The sequence below is a fragment of the Vibrio coralliilyticus ATCC BAA-450 genome, assembly GCF_000176135.1.
In the GTDB taxonomy this organism is placed as follows: Bacteria; Pseudomonadota; Gammaproteobacteria; order Enterobacterales; family Vibrionaceae; genus Vibrio; species Vibrio coralliilyticus.
On the sequence record NZ_ACZN01000015.1, the window covers coordinates 595,493 to 617,451 of the forward strand.

The following is a 21,959-nucleotide window of genomic DNA, read 5'->3' on the forward strand; positions in this document are numbered from 1 at the left end:
AAAACGCTCCCGAGGGAGCGTTTTCTTATCTTGGTGAGATGTTTGATAAGCACTGAACATGAACCGTGATCTCTTCACGATCATGGTAAAGGTGTTTCGCCTGAAGCTTAAATTTCACTTTGTTCTCAATCAGGAAGATCTTGAGATTTTCAATATCTTCTAGAACTTCATCGTAACGACCTTTCATAGGCAATTTCAGGTTAAATAACGCTTCTTTGGCCCATCCGCTGATGATCCACTCACCCATTAATTGAGCAACGCGAGACGGCTTCTCAACCATGTCACAAATAAGCCAAGTCACGTTTTTACGTGCAGGCTCAAATTTGAAGCCATCTTCCTGATGATGCTTAACCTGACCGGTTTCCATCAGGCTGTCGGCCATCATGCCATTGTCCACCGCATGAACAAACATCGAGCGCTTAACCAACTGATAAGTCCAGCCTCCTGGGCACGCGCCTAAATCGACACCCCACATACCAGCAGCAAGACGTTCATCCCATTCTTCTCGTGGAATGAAGACATGAAACGCTTCTTCTAACTTAAGCGTTGAGCGGCTTGGTGCATCTGCTGGGAATTTGAGACGTGGAATCCCCATAAAGAACTGTGAGTTATTGCTTGGCAGAGAGTAACCAACAAAGCAGTGGCCAGGAGCAACAAAACAAATATGCAGCACAGGCTTTTTAGGGCTGTCTTTCGGGAACAAAATGCCTTTGCCACGCATGGCTTGGCGCATAGGAACCGTGAACTTACGACAAAACTTAAGCAGTTCTTTCGCTTCATTGGTATCCGGCGTTTCGATGCGGATATCGCCACAACGCGGGAAAGACTCAACCTCGCTGAGTTCCTCTAAAATAGGAGAAATACGATCTTCACGTGGAAGGTCTTTAATCTCCACCGCAACCGCAAACATCTGACGTGCGAAAATCAGCGACTTAAAGTCGAGTTCTTTCGCCAGACGTTCTGCATCACCCGGCTGATAACATTCAAACAGTACGTAACCAGTGTTGTTTTTTACACGAGGGAAGCCAAACACTTCAAGTTGGGTAGCGCGATCCTGAATCTCTCCAGCACACTCTTTTTCAAAACCAGCTCGGCAGTAGAGCATTAAGTGTTTCACTGATTCACCTCTTTAATCTGTAACGCTGCGAAAACAAACAGTCCCCAGCCAAGCATAAAGGTTAAACCGCCAAATGGAGTAATAGGTCCAAACCATTTGATTCCGGTTAATGCAAGGGCATAGAGGCTGCCACTAAAACAAAAGATGCCGATGATAAAGCAATTTGCAGCAAGGGCGAAATATTTTTGCGCTTTCTCAGCCATCCCCATCGAGAGTAAGACTCCACAGAGCAAAATCGCTAGGGCATGAATAAATTGATACTGGACGCCTGTATTAAAGACCTCCAGTAAATAAGGTGATAATGATTGCTTTAACCCGTGTGCGGCGAAAGCGCCAAGTGCGACGCCAACTCCGGCAAATATTCCACCAACGGTAAGTAACTGCTTACTTTTCACCATAGCTCTCCAATACAAAATCAGCTAAATGCTCAACCGCCAAAGCGATATTGCCCGCTTCGGTGTGACCAGAGCTCTTTCTAGGTTTGAAACTATGATCGCCATCAGGGATAAATTTCACCTTGATGTCATCTGAGAGAGCGAAATCTTTAAACTCTTCTTGCTTACCAAAAGTATCCCTCTCTCCTTGAAGGATTAAACACGGCTTATCGAGCGTCGCTAGATGCTCACCTTTGTACTTTTCGGGCTTACCCGGCGGGTGAAAAGGAAAACCTAAACAAGCAATCGCTGCTACATTACCGTCTTCAGCAAGCAAGCTGGCCATGCGCCCGCCCATGGATTTCCCACCAATCACAACCGGTACATCAGAAAACTTGGCAATCACAGCCTGATACGCTTCCAGAAGCTTAGGCGCTCGATCTGGCGGACGACGTTTACCATCTTCGGCACGTTTCACCATATAAGGGAAGTTAAAGCGGACAACTTGTATCCCTTTATGCGCTAGCCCTTTTGCCACTGCCGCCATGAAATTATGCTCCATACCAGCTCCCGCACCGTGAGCAAAAATAAAAACAGGGTTGCCTTGCTCACCATCAATCAGGAAATCAGTCATCAAGCAACTCCTCTTGCTCACTTTGTGCCTTGGCAAGCATCCAGTCACGGAATGTAGCAATACGCCCCATGTCGGCCTGTTTATCATGGCACACCACGTAGAACGCGTTCTTAGACACTAACACTTCATCAAATGGCGCAATCAATCGCCCAGCTTCCATTTCTGGTTGAGCTAACACGTTGTTGCCTAGCGCTACCCCTTGCCCGTGAGCAGCGGCTTGTAACACCATCGTAGAGTGGCTAAAGATAGGCCCGTGGTTGACATTGATCCCTTCAATACCATGTTCTTTCGCAAACTGTTTCCAGTCTTTACGTGAAGTGTCATGTAGCAGAGTATGTTTCTTCAAGTCAGTTAGAGTTTCTAATGGTTTATTGCTCAATAACAGGGATGGTGAACAAAGCGGAATAAGGAATTCCTGATAGAGTTTATCCGCACGCAGACCTGGCCAATTTCCTCGACCATAGTAAATTGCCACGTCAACATCGTCGGTAAGGGAGCCTTCATCCATATCAACCGCTTTAATACGAACATCAATATCCGGTTCCTGCTGATTAAAGTCAGCCAGACGCGGAACCAACCATTGGATCGCAAAGCTTGGCGGCAAACTGATCGTCAATGCGCCTTTCTCACTGCGCTCTAGCACTTTATCTGTGGCTTCTGAAAGAGAAGTAAAAATATCTTTTATATCCAGAAAGTAGCTTTGACCTTCTTCCGTCAGCAGTAATGAACGGTTGCGTCTTCTAAAGAGCTTCAGGCCAAGAAACTCTTCTAACGCTTTGATTTGATGGCTAACTGCAGCCTGAGTCACAAATAACTCCTCCGCAGCTCTAGTAAAGCTCAAATGACGTGCAGCAGCTTCGAACACTTTCAGGGAGTTCAAAGGTGGCAATCTTCTAGACATGGTGCCCTTCCATAAATTGGATTAGTTTTTTTAATCTGAAACATTATAAAATGTCCATTGCCTGACGACCAGAGAAATTCTATATTTCCTCCCGCAGCAAGAGCCAGAACGGCTTGATTCCTTCGTGGAATCAATTGGCATATTGTTGCGATGTTGTGTTTGCAAACTCGTATTTCGAGTTAGGTAGGTTTCTACCAAGTTTCGCCTCTCTAACTAGAGACGAAACACATACTTCCTGTATTTATTTTGACCTGTCTGTCAAATTATTTAGCACCGCCTTATGGCGGTGTTTTTTTATCTGTTTAACTTACCCTAGATACCATTTTGGTATCATGACAAAGTCATCAAGAGCCATACAAATAAAAAAGCGCAAACCGAATGAACGATTTGCGCTTTCTAGATTCATAAAGCCTCTATTAAGGGCGGTAAACCTTAACGTTAGCAAAACCTTGCTCTTGAAGGTATAACGCTTGTAGGCGGCTCATGACGCCACGATCACAGTACAGCAGGTAAGTCTTAGACTGATCTAAATCACCAAACTGTGTACCCAACTTATAGAAAGGCAGGTGTTTCACTTCAACACCGTCGATCTCAAGTGGATTATCTTCTTCTTCTTCTGGGCTACGGATATCAAGAACAATCGCGTGTTGCTCAACCGCCTGCACCTGCTCTACTTCCGGTGCTGCCGCTTCCGTTTCTTTAGCAATATCACGGATATCCATCTGACGGGCATCACGAACCACTTGCTCAAGAATACTGAAATCGAACTTGTCTTCTTCTGCATCAAGTTTAACTTTGACTGCTTTCACTGTTGGCTTCTTCGAAATCACACCACAATACTCAGGCATAGTCTTCGCGAAATCTTCAGTACCGATGTCGCGCGCTAGGTTGATGATGTCTTCTTTATCCCAGTTGATAAGCGGACGCAGAATCAACGTATCTGTCACGTTATCAATATGGCGCAAGTTCGTGAGCGTCTGGCTTGATACCTGGCCCAATGCTTCACCGGTTACCAAAGCTTGAATACCAAACTTCTCAGCAACCATACCAGCGGCACGCATAAACATACGCTTGAGGATAACGCCCATTTGACCATCATCGACCTTCTCGAGAATCTCAGCCACAACTGGCTCAAAATCAATCGAGATAAAACGTACCTTGGCAGAAGAGCCGTACTTGTTCCAAAGGTAGTGAGATACCTGCTTAACACCGATTTCGTGTGCTGGACCACCAAGATTAAAGAAACAGTAATGAACTTTAGAACCACGTTTGATGTGTAGGTAGCTTGAAACACCAGAATCAAAACCACCAGAGATAAGGCTCAATACGTCTTCCTGAGTGCCTAGCGGGAAACCGCCCAGACCTTTGTGACGTTTAATTACTTGGTTGAGCTTCTCGTTTGCCACTTCCACTTTAACCGTCACATCTGGGTTACGCAGTTTCACGCTCGCGCTTTCAATCGCTTGGTTCAGACCACCACCAACATAACGCTCTAGCTCAATAGAAGTGAAATCATGCTTACCACGACGCTTAGCTCGAACAACAAAGGTTTTGCCCTCAAGGCTAGGACGATTGAGCTCAAGTACTTGCTCGAAGATATCGTGCAAATCTTTAAACTCTGATTGCTGAACTTCCAGAACATGGTGAATACCTGGAGTTTGAGTCAACACTTCCACTGTTTCTTTGTAGAATTCATCCGTTTCAGATGTGACTTCAATATGGTCGCGACGATTGAAAACAGCTACAGACTCTGTACGACTCTTAATAATGTTACGGATATTACATTCAAGAATCTTTGTGAAGCGCTTACGCACAGACTCACTTTTTACAAAAATTTCTGGATGGGGCTTTACGATAAATTTCATAATTCACTTCACAAGTTAACTGTTTCGCTATTTTCACGCTCTACGGAGCCTAGCAGCTGTGTTTAGCTTTAAGCTGCCTCTAAGGGCGCAAGATTATACATGAAGCAAAGACCATAAAAAAGACGAGCATTTCGCTCGTCTTTTCTTAGTTCGTACTTGGTAAGGATGGAACTTCATCACTATAGAGAGGTTCCCCTTGCATAATACTGATTTCAACGCGGCGGTTACGTGAACGCTGCGCTTCGGTATCATTTGGCCCAAGCGGCTGCGTATCTGCCATACCGCGGACTTGAAGACGCTGATGAGAGAAATCACGAACTTTTTCCATCTCCTGTGCGACTGATACAGCTCGTTGAGCGGAAAGATCCCAGTTGGAGCGATACAACTCAGAGTCAATTCGCTGGTTATCTGTATGACCAGAGACACGCACTATCCCCGGAATATCTTTGACTAACTCCGCAATCTGTCTGACTAACGGACGGAACTTAGGCTGAAGGAATGCAGAACCTTCAGGGAATGCCCCTTTCTCTCGAATACGGATATCAATCTGCTGGCCTAAATTCTCAACTTCAATCGCGCCTTGCTCAATTTCACGCTCCAAAGCTTTCTTGATGCTCTCCATCAAGGTTTCCAGCTCCTGAGAAAGCTCCGCTGACTGCTGCTGTTCGCTGTCTGATTCAGAGTTTTGACTATCCTGTGTCGAAGTGTCCGGTGACTTACCACCTGTTTGCTTACCTTTATCACGCTGCGTACCACCAGCACGATCTGATTCACCTTCATGAAACTCTAGTGTCTGCTGAGTAATATCAATGGTTTGCTGCATGATGACATCAATCGGGGTCGGCTCAGGTCGGCCTGGGCGAAACTCCTGCGCAATGATACTGGTACCCTTAGGAATATCTTTTACTTCCAGTCGGTTCTGTACACCGAACGCAAACTTCATTGAACCTGCAATCTGCTTGAACTTCAGTACGTCCATCTCAGAGAATGACAACAGAAGTACGAAGAAGCACATCAACAGTGACATCAAGTCAGCAAATGTTCCCATCCATAACGGTAAACCGGGGGGTGGGCATTTTGGTTCTTCCTCTTCCATACCAGCGACCTTACTCGTTATCTACATCAAGAGCGCGCTTACCTTCGTTGAGGTAATTCTTCAGATAGCTGTCGATAACGCGTGGGTTCTGTCCATCCTGAATAGCGAGCACACCATCCATGATTAGGCGACGGTTGAGTTTTTCCTGATCGCGGCGCAGTGACAATTTGTCAGCAATAGGGAAGAACACCATGTTAGATAAGATTGCGCCGTAGAGCGTCGTCAGAAGTGCGACCGCCATGGCTGGGCCGATCGCTTTCGGGTCATCCATGTTGGACAGCATGGCAACCAGACCAACTAGCGTACCGATCATCCCCATTGCAGGAGCAACGTCGCCGAAAGCTCGGAATACACTAGCACCAAAGTCATGGCGCTCATCAGTCAGGACAATATCTTTTTGCAGTGCCGCACGCACGACGTCAGCATCATGGCCGTCGACCAGTAAATCAATGCCTTTCTGCATGAAGTTGTTAGTGATCTCCATTTCTTCAAGAGCCAGGAAGCCACCTTTACGTGCGGCGTCCGCCATTTCGACCACTTTAGCAATCAGATCTTCAGGTTCATCGACTTTGAACATGAAGGCTTTGCCCGCAATCTTAGCCGCGCCGAAAAACTGCCCCATGGTAAATTTCATCAGGACAACGAAGGTCGAGCCACCAACTACGATTAGAATAGAGGTCACATCGACGAACATCATTATGCTTCCGCCCAGAATCATCGCCATGATTACGAAAGCAAAGCCGCCAATGAGCCCTATCAGCGTTGCTAAATCCACAAAGCACTCCTCATGCTATCTTTTAAGCTTCTGGTAAATTATATCGGCAACATCTTCAGATCTTTAGTGTTTTATTGGTATCGCACTCACACAAATATAGATGTTATGGCGACAGAGTAAACTAGACTAAAGCAGTGACGTGACCTTTATAGATAATATTGACCGCGCCAACTCGATTTTTCTGTCAATTTTCCTCGGTTAAATTTGACCATCATTACCTGCTAAGGTAACTTTCGTGCATCTTTTCAAATGTAGAAATATTATGGCGAGCAAGAAACCTGAAAACATGTCCTTTGAGGCAGCAATTGAAGAACTCGACTCTATTGTTGAACACCTTGAAAACGGTGATCTGGCTCTTGATGACGCACTGAAAAAGTTCGAACGTGGTATCGCGCTTGCCCGTGAAGGTCAGAGTAAGCTAAGCGATGCAGAACAACGCGTCAGTATCTTACTACAGAACGACGATGAGACCCCGCTTTCAGAGTTCTCGACTCAGCCAGAATAATTACCACAGAAGAATTGCTCCTATGCACGAGGCGTTAACCTCTCTACAACAAAGAAACAATCGACAATTAGAGCGCTGGCTAAACCAGCTTCCTCATCAGGAACAGCCTCTGATTGAAGCTATGCGCTACGGCCTGCTATTAGGTGGAAAACGCGCACGCCCGTTTCTGGTCTATATCACAGGCCAGATGTTGGGCTGTAAGCTGGAAGAGTTAGATACCCCAGCATCGGCGATTGAATGCATCCATGCATACTCGCTTATCCACGATGATTTACCTGCGATGGACGATGATGAGCTTCGTCGTGGACAACCAACCTGCCATATCAAATTCGATGAAGCTACAGCGATCCTGACTGGCGATGCCCTGCAAACCTTGGCATTTACTATTCTTGCTGATGGCGAATTGAGCCCTGAAGCAGAAACCTATCGTATAAAGATGGTGAAAGCACTGGCAGAAGCATCCGGCGCAAATGGTATGTGCCTAGGACAAGCTTTGGACCTATCGGCAGAAGGTCAAAAGGTATCGCTTGCAGAGTTGGAAAACATTCACCGTAATAAAACCGGTGCACTAATGAAATGTGCAATCCGGCTTGGAGCGCTTGCTGCAGGGCAGAAAGGCTCTGAAATCTTACCTCAGTTAGACCAGTTTGCTGACGCTATTGGCCTAGCGTTTCAGGTTCAAGACGACATTTTAGATATTATCAGTGACACAGAGACCTTAGGTAAACCTCAAGGTTCTGATCAGGATTTAGACAAAAGTACTTATCCTGCACTGCTAGGATTAGAAGGCGCTATTAACAAAGCTCACACTCTGTTAACGGAAGCTCTTCAAGCTTTAGAAGCAATCCCATACAATACAGAATTACTCGAAGAGTTCGCCCGATACGTCATCGAGCGCAAGAACTAAACTAAAAGCGCGCATTTATATGACTCTTGATATTTCAAAATATCCAACACTGGCTCTGGCAAATACTCCAGATGAACTACGTAGCCTTCCTAAGGAAGCTTTGCCTACGCTGTGTGACGAATTACGCACCTACTTACTGAACTCTGTCAGTCAATCCAGCGGTCACCTAGCCTCAGGCTTAGGTACTGTGGAGCTTACAGTGGCGCTTCACTATGTGTACAACACCCCGTTTGATCAACTGGTTTGGGATGTTGGCCATCAAGCATATCCGCACAAGATTCTGACAGGTCGCCGAGACCAAATGTCGACTATCCGTCAGAAAGACGGGCTGCACCCTTTTCCTTGGCGCGAAGAAAGTGAGTATGACACGCTATCTGTCGGTCACTCATCAACCTCTATCAGCGCTGCGCTAGGTATGGCGATCAGCGCGGAGAAAGAAGGTGAAAACCGCAAAGTGGTCAGCGTGATTGGTGATGGTGCAATTACCGCAGGTATGGCATTTGAAGCTATGAACCACGCAGGCGACGTTCATTCGGACATGCTAGTCGTGCTGAATGACAACGAGATGTCGATCTCTGAAAATGTCGGAGCACTGAATAACCACCTTGCTCAGGTGCTTTCTGGCAGCCTCTACACCTCTATTCGTGAAGGCGGAAAAAAAGTACTGTCAGGCGTTCCACCAATCAAAGAACTGGTTCGCCGCACTGAAGAACATCTTAAAGGCATGGTCGTACCCGGCACTCTGTTTGAAGAATTGGGTTTTAACTACATTGGACCGGTTGACGGTCACGATGTTAACGAACTGGTCAAAACATTGAAGAACATGCGTGAACTAAGAGGTCCGCAATTCCTTCATATCATGACTAAGAAAGGCAAAGGTTACGAGCCTGCAGAGAAAGACCCTATCGGTTATCACGGCGTGCCTAAGTTCGACCCTGCCCATACTTCATTGCCAAAGAGCAGCGGCAGCAAGCCAACCTTCTCTAAAATTTTCGGTGATTTTTTGTGTGATATGGCCGCTCAGGACCCGAAATTGATGGCCATCACGCCAGCGATGCGTGAAGGTTCCGGCATGGTTCGCTTCTCTAAAGAATACCCACAGCAGTATTTTGATGTCGCGATCGCGGAACAACATGCCGTCACCTTGGCAACAGGTATGGCGATTGCGGGCAACAACCCAATTGTCGCAATTTACTCTACTTTCCTTCAACGCGGTTACGACCAGTTAATTCACGACATCGCCATCATGGATCTCCCAGTGATGTTTGCGATTGACCGTGCTGGGTTAGTCGGTGCTGACGGTCAGACTCACCAAGGTGCGTTCGATCTGAGCTTTATGCGTTGTATTCCAAACATGGTCATCATGGCACCAAGTGATGAGAATGAATGTCGCCAAATGCTCTACACAGGACATAAGCACACTGGGCCAAGTGCTGTACGTTACCCTCGTGGGAGCGGCATCGGAACTGAAATTGAGCAAGATTTCACTGCGTTAAAAATTGGCAAAGGCCGAGTCGTACGAAAAGGTGAAAAAGTGGCGATTCTCAGCTTCGGTACCTTCTTAGGCAATGCACTGGAAGCGGCTGAAAAACTCAATGCGACTGTTGCTGATATGCGTTTTGTCAAACCACTTGATGAAGCTTTGATCAAACAGCTTGTTGATGAGCATGATGTGATTGTCACATTAGAAGAAAATGCCATCGCAGGCGGCGCTGGTGCTGGTGTGATTGAGTTTATGATGCAAGAAAAACTCATTAAACCAGTACTGAATTTAGGCCTTCCTGACCAATTCATTGCTCAAGGAACTCAAGATGAGCTGCACCAAGCGCTCGGATTAGATGCCACAGGCATTGAGCAGTCAATTCGAAATTACCTCGAAAAATAGCGCTCAGTTCAGCTTACATTACTGCTAAAAAGCTCTCTTTCGAGAGCTTTTTTCATTCTATTCAGGCATCTGCCAAGCAAACTCATCGCAAATCTTCTGCCATGTATCATCGACTTTCGCTTTAATCAGCACCGTTTGGTTAGTAAACGGGTGCACAAACTCTAAGCTTGAGGCATGCAGAAGCAAGCGGTGGGAGTCATAGACTTCTCTAAACAATTTGTTGTGCTTGCCATCGCCATGCGTGGTATCACCGACTATCGGATGACGAAGGTGAGCCATATGTCGTCTGAGCTGATGTTTACGCCCAGTCAGAGGCTTTAATTCCATCAAACAGTAACGAGTCGTGGGAAACTTTCCTGTTGAATAAGGGATCTCTGCTTTTGCCAATGTGTGGTAATCGGTGATCGCTTCCTGAGCCTCCTTCTCTTGGCTCGCATGCTTATCGGCGATCTTATCCAGCTCAACCTTTAAGGCATAATCTAATCGTCCCGCCTCTTCAATCCAACCTCGCACAATGGCGTGATAGGTCTTGACCATTTCATGGTTGGCAAACATAGGCATCACTTGAGAGGCCACATCACTCGACAACGCAAAAATCAGTACACCCGACGTCGGTCGGTCAAGACGATGAAGTGGAAATACATGTTGACCAATTTGGTCACGCAATGTCTGCATCACAAACTGAGTTTCGTGTTTATCTAACCAACTACGGTGAACCAACATCCCAGCAGGCTTGTTCACGGCAACAAAGTACTCGTCCTGAAAAACAATATCTAATATCACGCACAGGCCTCATCTATCGCTCTAAGTAGATCAAGTAATGGAGTATATGCCCCATGCTCTTTCCAACACTCTTCAAAGTAAGGCGTAATCGCAAAGCCCGCGGGTAAAGGCATCTTCTGCTCAAGAAGATATGCCATTTTTGGTAAAAATACCCACTGTAACCATTGTTCTGGTTGTAACGTATCGACCGCAAAAGGTTCAGCACTTTGTAGTGCTTGGTCAGCAGGCTTGTGTCGTTGCCATAGTTTTAGCTCGCGCATGACAGAGGGTAACTGGTCTAGAAGTGGTACTAATTGCTGTTCTTTTGTCATAAACCTGAGGGGAAACCTTGAAATTAGGCATAAGAGTACCATTTATAGAGGAAAGAAAGTTAGGACTATTCAGCAATGGACACCATTCATACCCTCAGCCAGTTATTAACCAATAGTGAATGCCAATATCAGGTTTACGATCTAGGGCGCCGAATCAAACACATAGACAGCAAAGTGTTTGCCGATGTAGAAAAAGGCCTTCAACCCTATCCGTTCCCTTTACAACGCAAAGCGCATCTCGCGATTGCTTACTGGAATGAACACAAGCAACCGTGGATTTGGTTTTTAAAGTTTGAGCTGGATGAGCGTGGTCTATTGAAGCAGGCTGATGTAGGCAACTTCATTAAATATGTCGTTGAGGCGATGGGAACGCGCTTGAGTCAGGAAATGACGGAAGAGCAGCAACAAAAGCTATCGAATAACCCTTATACCTATAAGCCTGCTGAAGATAAAATGGCTGTGTTTCACAGTCAGATAAGAGCTCAACTCGACTTACCATGCAGTCAGTACTATGAGCACGCACAGCACTACTTTTCTGGAGGTCTCGGCTGGGACAAATGGCAGACCGTCGGCCTTCAAGGTGTAACCGATATCTGTGCTCGCCTTGGACACAACCAAAACGGCGTCAACTTACGTAAAGCACTAAAGCACCTGCCTAATGAGCCCCTTTATGCCTTGTTAGGAGCGCTGGAGCACACTCCTTTGCCGGATAAACTGGCAGAGCGTTTACAAGAAATGGCCCTTGAGCAGATAGACAGCAAAGACCCAGATATCTTCCTCCTCGGCGCTCTCGCTCGTGCATTGTCTGGAGCTAACACGTCGTATTCAGGAGTGATACTCGACAAAATACTCGCGTCTCCTCGCTTAAGTCATCAAGAAGTGTTGATTGGTGTAGCAGGCCGCAGTTGGTACCTTCTCCGCGACCCACAACGTGCGCAGCAATTTCTTCTGCGTTTAGCTCAGACTGGAAATCAGGCACTATTTAATCAACTGTTTGCCGATCTGGTGATGCTGCCTGAATTGAGAATGGTGTTATTACCCCTGCTTCATTCTGCACCATCTCAGGAGCTGGCAGAGGCACTGGTAAAACTTCAACAAGCGACTAAGGGCTAAAAGATGATCGGTGACCTTCTAGCCATTCTGGGATTGGTATTCGGCTGTTTTTTATTCTGGCAACAGAGAAGACAAGCTGAGTTAGCCAAATCAATCGCGGCCAACAAATGTAAGCAGCTCGATTTGCAATTGATCAGCGTCGCGCTAAAAGGTCATAAACTGAAAACGCCAGACGGAATCTGGCGTTGGCACTCTGTTTATCAATTTGAGTTTTCATCGCTTGGTGATGACTGCTACCAAGGCAAGTTGATCATGCAAGGCTTTCGACTGATAAAGGTCGATCTGCCACCTCATCGGATGTAAATACATACTGATTATACGGGCCAAATGCATCACGATTTTGACCGCATAACTCAAAACCCAGCTTGCCTAGAATACGAATCGATGGCGTGTGCTCAATGTTGGCTGTTGCTGATACGCGAGTTAAGTTGAGATCCCGCACCGCCTTAGGGAAAAAGGCCTTCAGTACTTCACTGGCGTATCCCTTCCCCCAATAGGCTTTATCAAAGATATACCCTAATTCCGGCCCACTATCCAAATGATAGATAAATACATGCCCGATATATTCTCGTGAATGACTGTCTAAAACAGCCAACGCATAAATGGTGTGATCATGTAAAACTTGCTGGAAAAGTTGTTTTGCTGAAGAAACAGTGTGCGGTCCATTCATCTCAGCTCGATTCTTGGCACAACAGTTAAGCATCAAGAATTCTGACTGTAATGATTCATTGTATGGCACCAGTAATGTTCGGCGAGTTACGATAGTCACAACACATCCTTATTGACAGCATGCCCCCGAAGCACAGGGGCTATTTTTTGTTTCCAAACGTAGAAACAAAGCCGAAAAGTTATACCAACTGATAGGTTTAGTTATTGATCTAGATTGTTATTTTGACGTTGTTAGTGTGAGTTATGCCTAAGGTTAAAGAAAAGCCCCGATACGCAAATATCGGGGCTATAGTCTTACTCGTAGCAGTCCGGCCACAAAAGGTGCTCCATGCATCTTCCTTAATAGTCACTGAATCCTTCAGTGTTATCCTGGCTTCGCCGTCCTAGCGGTGTCCTAATCGTCCTGATAGCTAACTGACCTGTTAGCGCACGTCACTAGTTCCCTGAGCGGTGTCCTTTGCATCATCCTGATAATGTCACGCCTCTTCCCAGAGGGGCCCTATCCGTCCTTAGTACTGAGTTCCCATCAGTAACTGCTTCCCTACAGTATCCTTCGCTCCTTGCTGACTAGCACTCCTTACTAGCCAAATCTTCGTCCCGAAGATGTTCAGTCCTTAACGTTCCTGTTCCGTGTCAGCATCCCGTCCAACACTTGGTAATTTACCCTACCTCTTTCTATAAGCAATGCGATAAACGAATGCTCAGGTTACATAAATACGCTATTTAGATTTAATATCAAACAAATTCAACAACATAAAATAACAATGCGTTTATCACACCTGTGTAAGACTGTTTTATCGCACACTAAGCGTAAGAGATCTCGCACATTACAAGCGTGCATTTTCTATTCGCATTCACAGGATACGTTGAGTATCATGACGCTAAACGCATTCAAGGAGGTCATATGCTCACTCAAGATGTTAGTCAGGAGCTTAAGGAAGTTTTAGAACAGCTCCAAAAAGAGGGTAAGGAGCCAACCGTCGCCTTGGTGAAAGCACGCCTTAGTACAGCCATCCCTATGCCCGCTCTTATAACGACAATTAAAAGCTGGAAAAGTGCTAACCGTGTTCCCAAAGTAGAAGTCGCTGCTAAAACAGCTAATGACGCATGCAGAATTACTGAGCTGGAAAAACAAGTCGCTGAGTTGACCACTAGGTTGGCACTATTAGAAGAGAAGATGGCGAACTCGTAAGTGAGTTTATCTCGCTGATAAGACCCAGAGTAAAAATCCACCTGCATAGCAGGTGGCTTTGGTTGGCCCCCTATAAGGGGGCTCACTGCTATTTATCTAACCCTAGAAGCATTTGTCGCTCCTCTTCTTCTTTCCCCACACGATCTTGGTGCCTGACGTATCTACGTATAATTTCCTCGTTCATCCCTACCGAATCAACAAAGTAACCTCGTTGCCAGAACTTATTACCCCAGAGCTTTTTCTTTCTCAAATACGGAAATTTGTTAAACAACCTAATCGCTGTACGACCTTTAACAAACCCCATGTAATTTGAGATACTCATGCTCGGCGGAAGCCTCACGACTAAATGGACATGATCAATTTGGACGTTAAGCTCGACAACCTTGCATTTCTTCATATTGCTGTAAACGTAGATACTTCGATACAGCTCTTTGCCTAAATTTCCTTTCAGAATCTTTAGTCGATATTTAGGTGTCCAAACAATATGATATTGGCACCGATGATAAACGTGTGAAGCGGATTCATATCTGCTCATGTTCGTTATTTCCTTCATTTGTTGGTTGCAAACGAGGACATCTTGAACATGAGCGTTCTTCGGGCAAAGCCCAAAAGAACGATCACCACCTTCTAAAGAAGGTGGTTTAGGGCCAGAAAATAAAAAAGGCTTGGCGCAATGCCAAGCCTTTGTTTGTTTAGGCAGACTGGTGAATTACCAACCTGTTACTTCACGTAGACCTTTACCGATGTCTGCTAGAGACTTAACCGTCTTAACGCCTGCTGCCTCTAGAGCTGCAAACTTGTCTTCCGCTGTACCTTTACCACCAGAGATGATTGCACCAGCGTGGCCCATACGTTTACCTGGAGGTGCAGTAACACCAGCGATGTAAGAAACTACAGGTTTAGTCACGTTCTCTTTGATAAACGCCGCTGCTTCTTCTTCTGCTGTACCACCGATCTCGCCGATCATTACGATAGCTTCAGTTTCTGGATCTTCTTGGAACAGTTTTAGGATATCAATGAAGTTTGAACCTGGGATTGGGTCACCACCGATACCAACACAAGTAGACTGACCGAAGCCTTCATCTGTAGTCTGCTTAACCGCTTCATACGTTAGAGTACCAGAGCGAGAAACAATACCTACTTTACCTTTCTTGTGGATATGACCAGGCATGATACCAATCTTACACTCGTCAGGAGTGATTAGACCTGGACAGTTAGGACCGATCATGCGAACGCCAGTTTCTTCTAGCTTCACTTTAACGTCGATCATATCTGTTGTAGGGATACCTTCAGTGATCGTTACGATAAGCTCGATACCTGCATCAATCGCTTCTAGGATTGCATCTTTACAGAAAGGTGCTGGAACGTAGATAACTGTTGCTGTTGCGCCAGTTGCTTCTACTGCTTCACGTACAGTGTTGAATACAGGAAGACCAAGGTGAGTTTGACCACCTTTACCTGGAGATACACCACCAACCATCTGTGTACCGTATGCGATAGCTTGCTCAGAGTGGAAAGTACCTTGACCACCAGTGAAACCCTGACAGATTACTTTGGTGTCTTTATTAATTAGTACAGACATTATTTGCCCTCCGCAGCAGCAACAACTTTCTGAGCTGCGTCAGTTAGTGACTCAGCAGCGATGATATCAACATCAGAATTAGCAAGAACTTCGCGACCTAGGTCTGCGTTAGTACCTTCAAGACGAACAACAACAGGTACGCTTACACCTACCTCTTTAACTGCACCAATAATACCTTCTGCGATCATGTCACAACGCACGATACCACCGAAGATGTTTACTAGTACTGCTTTTACATTGTCATCAGATAGAATGATCTTGAATGCTTCTGCTACACGCTCTTTAGTCGCGCCGCCACCTACATCTAGGAAGTTAGCTGGCTTACCACCGTGTAGGTTTACAATATCCATTGTGCCCATTGCTAGGCCCGCACCGTTAACCATACAGCCAACGTTGCCATCTAGAGCGACATAGTTCAGTTCCCACTGAGCAGCATGAGCTTCACGCTCATCTTCTTGTGAAGGATCGTGCATTTCACGCAGCTTAGGCTGACGGTACATAGCGTTTGAATCGATGTTAATCTTGCCATCTAGACAAAGCAGGTTACCTTCACCAGTAACAACTAGTGGGTTGATTTCTAGTAGTGCTAGATCGTACTGAGCAAACATAGTACCAAGACCCATGAAGATCTTAACGAACTGCTTGATCTGGTCACCCGCTAGGCCTAGTTTGAACGCAAGTTCACGGCCCTGATAAGCTTGAGGACCAACCAATGGGTCGATCGCAGCTTTGTGGATTAGCTCCGGCGTTTCTTCCGCAACTTTCTCAATCTCAACACCGCCTTCCGTTGAAGCCATGAAAACGATCTTACGGCTTGCACGGTCAACAACCGCACCAAGGTAAAGTTCGTTAGCAATATTAGACGCTTCTTCAACAAGGATTTTTGTAACAGGCTGACCATTTGCATCTGTTTGGTAAGTTACCAGGTTCTTACCTAGCCATTTTTGCGCAAATTCTTTTACGCCATCTTTTGTGTCATGTAGTTCAACACCACCCGCTTTACCGCGGCCACCAGCGTGAACCTGACATTTAACAACTTTTTTCTCTGTGCTAATGCGTCCCGCAGCTTCGAAAGCTTCTTGAGGGGTATCACACGCATAGCCTTCCGGTACAGGCAAACCGAATTCTGCAAACAGCTGTTTGGCTTGGTATTCATGCAAATTCATTTTGATATTCCGTTTGTTTTCCCTTGAGGGATTATTATGTCCATGACGCTTTGATCGAAACGACCTAACGTCTGTAGGGTCTTCTCAATTAAACCACTAGCTATCCAATTCAATAACGAGTGCTTCAAATGAAGGCTGAGCGTTGAGCGTGCTCAGCCTTAGAAACTTTAGGCACCAGATTACCAAAATCAATCTGGTGCCTGAGTTAATTACACGTCAAGAAGTAGACGTGCTGGATCTTCCAGTAGCTCTTTGATGGTAACCAAGAAACCAACTGACTCACGACCATCAATCAAACGGTGATCGTAAGAAAGTGCAAGGTACATCATAGGTAGAATTTCTACTTTGCCATCAACAGCCATTGGTCTCTCTTGGATCTTGTGCATGCCAAGAATCGCTGATTGCGGCGGGTTGATGATTGGCGTAGACATTAGTGAACCAAAAACACCACCGTTAGTGATAGTAAAGTTACCACCCATCAGCTCGTCTACTGTCAACTTGCCGTCACGACCTTTGATCGCTAATTCTTTGATGCCTTTTTCTACATCAGCAAAACCTAGCGTATCGCAATCTTTTAGGACTGGAGTAACTAGACCACGAGGCGTAGAAACCGCCATGCTGATGTCGAAGTAGTTGTGGTAAACAATGTCATCGCCATCAATAGAAGCGTTTACTTCTGGGTAACGTTTCAGTGCTTCGGTAACCGCTTTCACGTAGAAAGACATGAAACCAAGACGGATGCCGTGGCGCTCTTCGAATTGATCTTTGTACTGCTTACGAAGATCCATGATTGGCTTCATGTTTACTTCGTTAAACGTAGTCAGCATTGCCGTGTTGTTTTTCGCTTCAAGCAGACGATTTGCAACAGTTTTGCGCAGACGCGTCATAGGAACGCGTTTCTGGCTGCGAGCAGCTGCTGGCGCTTCGGCTACAGGAGCGTCTGCTTTCGGTGCAGCTTTGGCATTCGCAAGGTGCGCTTCAATATCTTCGCGCGTAATACGACCACCAACACCTGTACCTTTCACTTGGCTTGCTTCCAAGTTGTGTTCAGCAAGAAGACGACGTACAGCTGGGCTCAACGCATCGTTGCTTTCTTCACTCAGAGACGCTTTGTGACGCTTATCTGGAGACGCTTCCGCTTCCTCAGTCGTATCTTTTGTTGGCTCACCAGCAACAGCACCAGGTTTAAGTTTAGCAATCAGTTGCTTAGAAAGAACGGTAGCACCTTCTTCTTCGATGATAGCCTCTAGAACACCCGCTTCAGGAGCCGGTACTTCTAGAACTACTTTATCAGTTTCAATGTCAACCAGAACTTCGTCACGCTCTACCGCGTCACCTGGTTGTTTGTGCCATGTTGCTACTGTCGCATCAGCAACAGATTCAGGTAAATCTGGAACCAGAATTTCAATTGTCATATCTGTTTCTTCCTTTAACTTCAGTTCTTAGTCTGAAGCTTTTGTATTCACGGTAAGTGCGTCTTCAATCAACGCTTTCTGTTGTTTCAAGTGTACTGACATGTAACCTACTGCAGGTGATGCTGACGCTGGACGTCCAGCGTATTTAAGATCTGCACCTGCCGGAATAGCAGCACGGAAGTTGTGTTGGCTTGAGTACCAAGCACCTTGGTTTTGCGGCTCTTCCTGACACCAAACGAAATCTTCTACATTTGTGTATTGCTCGATGGCAGCTTTAACCTCTTCCAGAGGGAATGGGTAAAGTTGCTCAATCCGCACAATCGCTACGTCTTCTTGCTCGTTGTTACGACGTTGTTCTAATAGGTCGAAATACACCTTACCTGAACAGAAAACGACGCGTTTCACTTTCTTAGCATCCAACTTGTCTATCTCAGCAATCGCTGGCTGGAAGGTACCTTCCGCAAGCTCTTCAATAGATGACGTACATAGAGGATGACGAAGCAATGACTTAGGAGACATCACGATAAGAGGACGGCGCATCGGGCGCACAACCTGACGGCGAATCATGTGGTACACCTGAGCTGGCGTAGATGGCACAACAACCTGCATGTTTTGCTCAGCACAAAGCTGTAGGTATCGCTCCAAACGTGCGGAAGAGTGCTCTGGTCCCTGACCTTCATAGCCATGTGGCAGCAACATTGTCAGGCCACACAGACGCGCCCATTTTTGCTCACCTGAGGATATGAACTGGTCAATAACTACCTGAGCACCATTAGCAAAGTCACCAAATTGCGCTTCCCAAATAGTTAGGCCGCTTGGCTCTGCTGTGGCATATCCATACTCAAATGCCAGCACGGCCTCTTCTGACAAAACAGAGTCATAAACTTCAAACGGACCCTGCTTGTCATGAATATTGGCCAATGGCACAAATGTACTTGCATCCGTTTGGTTGTGCAGAACTGAGTGACGGTGGAAGAAAGTACCACGACCCGAGTCCTGTCCAGAAATACGAATACGCTTACCATCATCAACAAGAGTCGCATATGCCAGTGTTTCTGCCATACCCCAGTCAATCGCTTTCTCACCACTTAACATCGCTTTACGATCATTGTATAGCTTGTTAACACGGCTCTGTAGCTTGTGGCTTTCTGGGTACTGACAAATGCGCTGTCCCAACTCTAGCAAACGTTCTTTTTGGAACTCACTGTCCCACTCAACGTCCCAATCATGCCCAATGTACGGAGCCCAGTCGACAGAGTGAAGAGCCATTGGACGCCACTCTTTAACAACGACTTCACCACGATCCAAAGCATCACGATATTCATTTACTAGCTGAGTAGCGGTATCAATACCAAAGTCCCCACGCTCAATTAACACGTCAGCGTAAAGCTTACGTGGCGTTGGATGCTTCTTAATTTTTTGATACATCAATGGCTGAGTAGCGTTTGGCTCATCCGCTTCGTTGTGACCATGGCGACGGTAACAAACCAAATCAATCACAACATCACGCTTAAACTCGTTACGATAATCAAGAGCAATGCGAGTCACGAATGCAACTGCCTCTGGATCATCAGCATTAACGTGGAAAATTGGTGCCTGTACCATTTTCGCAATATCAGTACAGTACATAGTCGAACGCGTATCGTTCGGGTTTGACGTAGTGAAACCAACCTGGTTGTTCACAACAATGCGAACAGTACCACCAACCCGGAAACCACGAGACTGAGACATGTTAAATGTTTCAGCAACAACACCCTGACCTGCAACTGCAGAGTCACCATGAATAGTGATAGGAAGAACAGTACTTCCCTCAGTATCACCAAGACGATCTTGACGCGCGCGAACCGAACCAATAACTACTGGATTAACAATCTCAAGGTGAGACGGGTTGAAAGCCAGTGCTAAATGCACATCGCCGCCTGGGGTAGCAAAATCTGCAGAGAAACCTTGGTGATACTTAACATCACCAGTACCCCATGTTTCGTCATGTTTACCCGCAAACTCGTCGAACAGATCCTGAGGCTTTTTACCTAGAACGTTGACCAGCATATTCAAGCGACCACGGTGTGCCATACCAATAACAACTTCGCGCATGCCGTTTTTACCAGCGTGGCGAATTAGTTCTTTCGTCATTGGAATGAGCGCATCACCACCCTCTAGCGAGAAACGCTTCGCACCAGGGAACTTAGCGCCCAAGTATCGCTCTAGGCCTTCTGCAGCGGTCAGCTCTTCAAGAAACTCTTGTTTCTCTTCTTTTGAAAAAGAAGGCTTACCTACCACTGATTCTAAACGTTGCTGGATCCAACGTTTTTGCTCAGTGTCTGTCATGTGCATGTATTCTGCACCAACGGAGCCACAGTAGATTTTATTGAGAGAGGAGTAGATGTCTTTCAGCAACATGGTCTCTTGACCAATTGCAAAAGAACCGACGTTAAACGATTCTTCGAAGTCATCTTCGGTGAGATTGTGGAATGCTGGGTCTAGCTCCGCCACTGTTGGACGTTGCCATAAACCGAGTGGATCAAGTTCTGCAGCTTCATGACCGCGGAAACGGTATGCGTTAATAAGTTGAAGAACTTTTACTTGCTTAGCGTCGACATCTGGATCACTAACTTGGACATTGTAATGCTTTGTTTCTTGAGCGAGTCGTCGGAAGTAGTCGCGGACACGCGAATGAGGCTGCTCAACAACCTCTTCAGAAGGCTTAGGCAAGCCATCAAATACACGTTTCCACTCCTCACTTACCAGATCGGGATCACTTAGATACAGTTCGTAGAGATCTTCTACATAAGTTGCATTGGCGCCAGCCAAGTGTGAAGACTCGAGCCATGCCTTCATCACGCCGTTGTGCATATTTTCCCTTAACCAGTAGTTTTCACGTTTGCTTCGGTCTATGCCGAGCTATAAAGAGCCGATCACCAGAGTGATCGGCAATTTTTATTGTTTATTAAACCGAACGATTGACCAGCATTGTCTTAATGTGACCGATAGCCTTCGTTGGGTTTAGTCCCTTAGGACAAACACTTACACAATTCATGATGCCATGGCAACGGAAAACGCTAAATGCATCATCAAGATTTGACAAACGTTCATCTGTTGCAGTATCGCGGCTATCGATCAGCCAACGATAAGCAGCAAGCAACCCTGCAGGACCGATAAATTTATCTGGGTTCCACCAGAACGATGGGCACGAGGTAGTACAACACGCACACATAATACATTCGTACAATCCATCTAAATGAGCACGTTCATCAGGAGATTGAAGGTTCTCGCGTGATGGTGGCAACGCATCATCATCAATCAAGAATGGTTTAACCTTTGCGTAGTTATCGTAGAACTGAGTCATATCGACAATCAAATCACGAACAACTGGTAAGCCAGGTAACGGGCGAATCACTAGCTTATCGCCTGCTAGCGCAGACAGTGGAGTGATACAGGCCAAACCGTTTTTACCATTCATATTAAGGCCGTCTGAACCACAAACCCCTTCACGACACGAACGACGGAATGCAATTGTTGGATCTTGTTCTTTAAGCAGAATCAAGGCGTCCAAAACCATCATGTCAGAGCCTTCGTCTACTTCAAGGATATAATCCTTCATGTATGGCTTATCATCGACATCTGGGTTGTAACGATACAAAGAGAAGTTTAGTTTCATCATTTATTCCT

Annotated in this window: 22 protein-coding genes; 6 read left to right on the top strand and 16 right to left on the bottom strand. The window is 46.0% G+C overall.

From position 1 onward, the window contains the following. Window positions 1-25: 25 nt before the first annotated feature. The 7 genes from rlmM to pomA form a co-directional block, all read right to left on the bottom strand. Entirely contained in the window at window positions 26-1,117 is a 1,092-nt protein-coding gene (gene rlmM / locus VIC_RS10055; RefSeq protein WP_006959554.1) for a 23S rRNA (cytidine(2498)-2'-O)-methyltransferase RlmM, read from the bottom strand. Next, window positions 1,114-1,512 carry a DUF423 domain-containing protein gene (locus tag VIC_RS10060; protein WP_029236195.1) on the bottom strand — a complete coding sequence of 133 codons (399 nt, stop codon included), beginning with the start codon at window positions 1,510-1,512 and terminating at the stop codon, window positions 1,114-1,116. Before VIC_RS10060 ends, rlmM begins: the two co-directional genes overlap by 4 nt. Continuing rightward, the gene (locus tag VIC_RS10065) at window positions 1,502-2,125 is read right to left on the bottom strand and encodes an alpha/beta fold hydrolase (RefSeq protein WP_006959556.1); all 624 of its coding nucleotides are present in this window, start codon (window positions 2,123-2,125) and stop codon (window positions 1,502-1,504) included. Before VIC_RS10065 ends, VIC_RS10060 begins: the two co-directional genes overlap by 11 nt. After that, complete coding sequence (locus VIC_RS10070; protein WP_019276541.1) at window positions 2,118-3,026, bottom strand: transcriptional regulator GcvA; 909 nt, start codon at window positions 3,024-3,026, stop codon at window positions 2,118-2,120. Before VIC_RS10070 ends, VIC_RS10065 begins: the two co-directional genes overlap by 8 nt. Before the next feature lie 416 nt (window positions 3,027-3,442). Further along, window positions 3,443-4,891, bottom strand: a complete 1,449-nt coding sequence (thiI, locus tag VIC_RS10075) for a tRNA uracil 4-sulfurtransferase ThiI (RefSeq protein WP_006959558.1) — start codon at window positions 4,889-4,891, stop codon at window positions 3,443-3,445. A gap of 145 nt (window positions 4,892-5,036) precedes the next feature. After that, window positions 5,037-5,987 carry a flagellar motor protein MotB gene (locus VIC_RS10080; protein ID WP_039951715.1) on the bottom strand — a complete coding sequence of 317 codons (951 nt, stop codon included), beginning with the start codon at window positions 5,985-5,987 and terminating at the stop codon, window positions 5,037-5,039. A 10-nt stretch (window positions 5,988-5,997) separates the two neighbouring features. Next, window positions 5,998-6,762 carry a flagellar motor protein PomA gene (gene pomA, locus VIC_RS10085; RefSeq protein ID WP_019276544.1) on the bottom strand — a complete coding sequence of 255 codons (765 nt, stop codon included), beginning with the start codon at window positions 6,760-6,762 and terminating at the stop codon, window positions 5,998-6,000. 262 nt (window positions 6,763-7,024) lie between these two features. Between pomA and xseB the strand changes: the two genes are divergently transcribed. Genes xseB through dxs form a run of 3 tightly spaced genes read left to right on the top strand, consistent with a single transcriptional unit; the run spans window position 7,025 to window position 10,059 of the window. Continuing rightward, window positions 7,025-7,267, top strand: coding sequence for an exodeoxyribonuclease VII small subunit (gene xseB, locus VIC_RS10090; RefSeq protein WP_006959561.1), 243 nt, complete (start codon window positions 7,025-7,027; stop codon window positions 7,265-7,267). A gap of 22 nt (window positions 7,268-7,289) precedes the next feature. Continuing rightward, on the top strand, window positions 7,290-8,174 hold the full coding sequence (gene ispA / locus VIC_RS10095) for a (2E,6E)-farnesyl diphosphate synthase (protein ID WP_006959562.1): 885 nt from the start codon (window positions 7,290-7,292) through the stop codon (window positions 8,172-8,174). A 19-nt stretch (window positions 8,175-8,193) separates the two neighbouring features. Beyond that, window positions 8,194-10,059: a 1-deoxy-D-xylulose-5-phosphate synthase gene (gene dxs, locus VIC_RS10100; protein WP_006959563.1), complete on the top strand. Its 1,866-nt coding sequence runs from the start codon at window positions 8,194-8,196 to the stop codon at window positions 10,057-10,059. 57 nt (window positions 10,060-10,116) lie between these two features. On the opposite strand, the gene truC is transcribed toward dxs, so the two are convergent. Together truC and VIC_RS10110 are read right to left on the bottom strand one after the other, a co-directional pair. Continuing rightward, a complete protein-coding gene (gene truC / locus VIC_RS10105) occupies window positions 10,117-10,839 on the bottom strand; it encodes a tRNA pseudouridine(65) synthase TruC (RefSeq protein ID WP_038176466.1) in 723 nt (240 codons plus the stop codon). Beyond that, complete coding sequence (locus VIC_RS10110) at window positions 10,839-11,153, bottom strand: YqcC family protein (RefSeq protein ID WP_006959565.1); 315 nt, start codon at window positions 11,151-11,153, stop codon at window positions 10,839-10,841. Before VIC_RS10110 ends, truC begins: the two co-directional genes overlap by 1 nt. A 75-nt stretch (window positions 11,154-11,228) precedes the next feature. Here VIC_RS10110 and VIC_RS10115 point away from each other — a divergent pair, with 75 nt between their 5' ends. Next, window positions 11,229-12,266 carry a DUF3549 family protein gene (locus tag VIC_RS10115; RefSeq protein ID WP_006959566.1) on the top strand — a complete coding sequence of 346 codons (1,038 nt, stop codon included), beginning with the start codon at window positions 11,229-11,231 and terminating at the stop codon, window positions 12,264-12,266. Between the two features lie 3 nt (window positions 12,267-12,269). Further along, entirely contained in the window at window positions 12,270-12,569 is a 300-nt protein-coding gene (locus VIC_RS10120) for a DUF3301 domain-containing protein (protein WP_006959567.1), read from the top strand. Here the strand turns inward: VIC_RS10120 and VIC_RS26275 are convergent. Next, a complete protein-coding gene (locus VIC_RS26275) occupies window positions 12,517-13,035 on the bottom strand; it encodes a GNAT family N-acetyltransferase (RefSeq protein ID WP_031342745.1) in 519 nt (172 codons plus the stop codon). The two genes, VIC_RS10120 and VIC_RS26275, sit on opposite strands and share 53 nt — an antisense overlap. A gap of 804 nt (window positions 13,036-13,839) precedes the next feature. On the opposite strand from VIC_RS26275, the gene VIC_RS10125 reads away from it, so the two are divergent. Further along, the gene (locus VIC_RS10125; RefSeq protein WP_006959568.1) at window positions 13,840-14,127 is read left to right on the top strand and encodes a hypothetical protein; all 288 of its coding nucleotides are present in this window, start codon (window positions 13,840-13,842) and stop codon (window positions 14,125-14,127) included. A gap of 88 nt (window positions 14,128-14,215) precedes the next feature. Here VIC_RS10125 and tnpA read toward each other — a convergent pair whose 3' ends face one another. From tnpA to VIC_RS10155, 6 genes are all read right to left on the bottom strand, one after another. After that, window positions 14,216-14,662, bottom strand: a complete 447-nt coding sequence (gene tnpA / locus VIC_RS10130; RefSeq protein ID WP_039951144.1) for an IS200/IS605 family transposase — start codon at window positions 14,660-14,662, stop codon at window positions 14,216-14,218. A 174-nt stretch (window positions 14,663-14,836) separates the two neighbouring features. Continuing rightward, window positions 14,837-15,709, bottom strand: coding sequence for a succinate--CoA ligase subunit alpha (gene sucD / locus VIC_RS10135; RefSeq protein ID WP_006881309.1), 873 nt, complete (start codon window positions 15,707-15,709; stop codon window positions 14,837-14,839). After that, window positions 15,709-16,875, bottom strand: a complete 1,167-nt coding sequence (sucC, locus tag VIC_RS10140; protein WP_006959569.1) for an ADP-forming succinate--CoA ligase subunit beta — start codon at window positions 16,873-16,875, stop codon at window positions 15,709-15,711. The genes sucD and sucC overlap by 1 nt, the downstream gene beginning before the upstream one ends. A 209-nt stretch (window positions 16,876-17,084) precedes the next feature. Beyond that, complete coding sequence (gene odhB / locus VIC_RS10145; protein ID WP_006959571.1) at window positions 17,085-18,290, bottom strand: 2-oxoglutarate dehydrogenase complex dihydrolipoyllysine-residue succinyltransferase; 1,206 nt, start codon at window positions 18,288-18,290, stop codon at window positions 17,085-17,087. A gap of 27 nt (window positions 18,291-18,317) precedes the next feature. Then, window positions 18,318-21,143, bottom strand: coding sequence for a 2-oxoglutarate dehydrogenase E1 component (sucA, locus tag VIC_RS10150; RefSeq protein ID WP_006959573.1), 2,826 nt, complete (start codon window positions 21,141-21,143; stop codon window positions 18,318-18,320). 94 nt (window positions 21,144-21,237) lie between these two features. Next, entirely contained in the window at window positions 21,238-21,948 is a 711-nt protein-coding gene (locus tag VIC_RS10155) for a succinate dehydrogenase iron-sulfur subunit (RefSeq protein WP_006959575.1), read from the bottom strand. Between the last annotated feature and the right edge of the window lie 11 nt (window positions 21,949-21,959).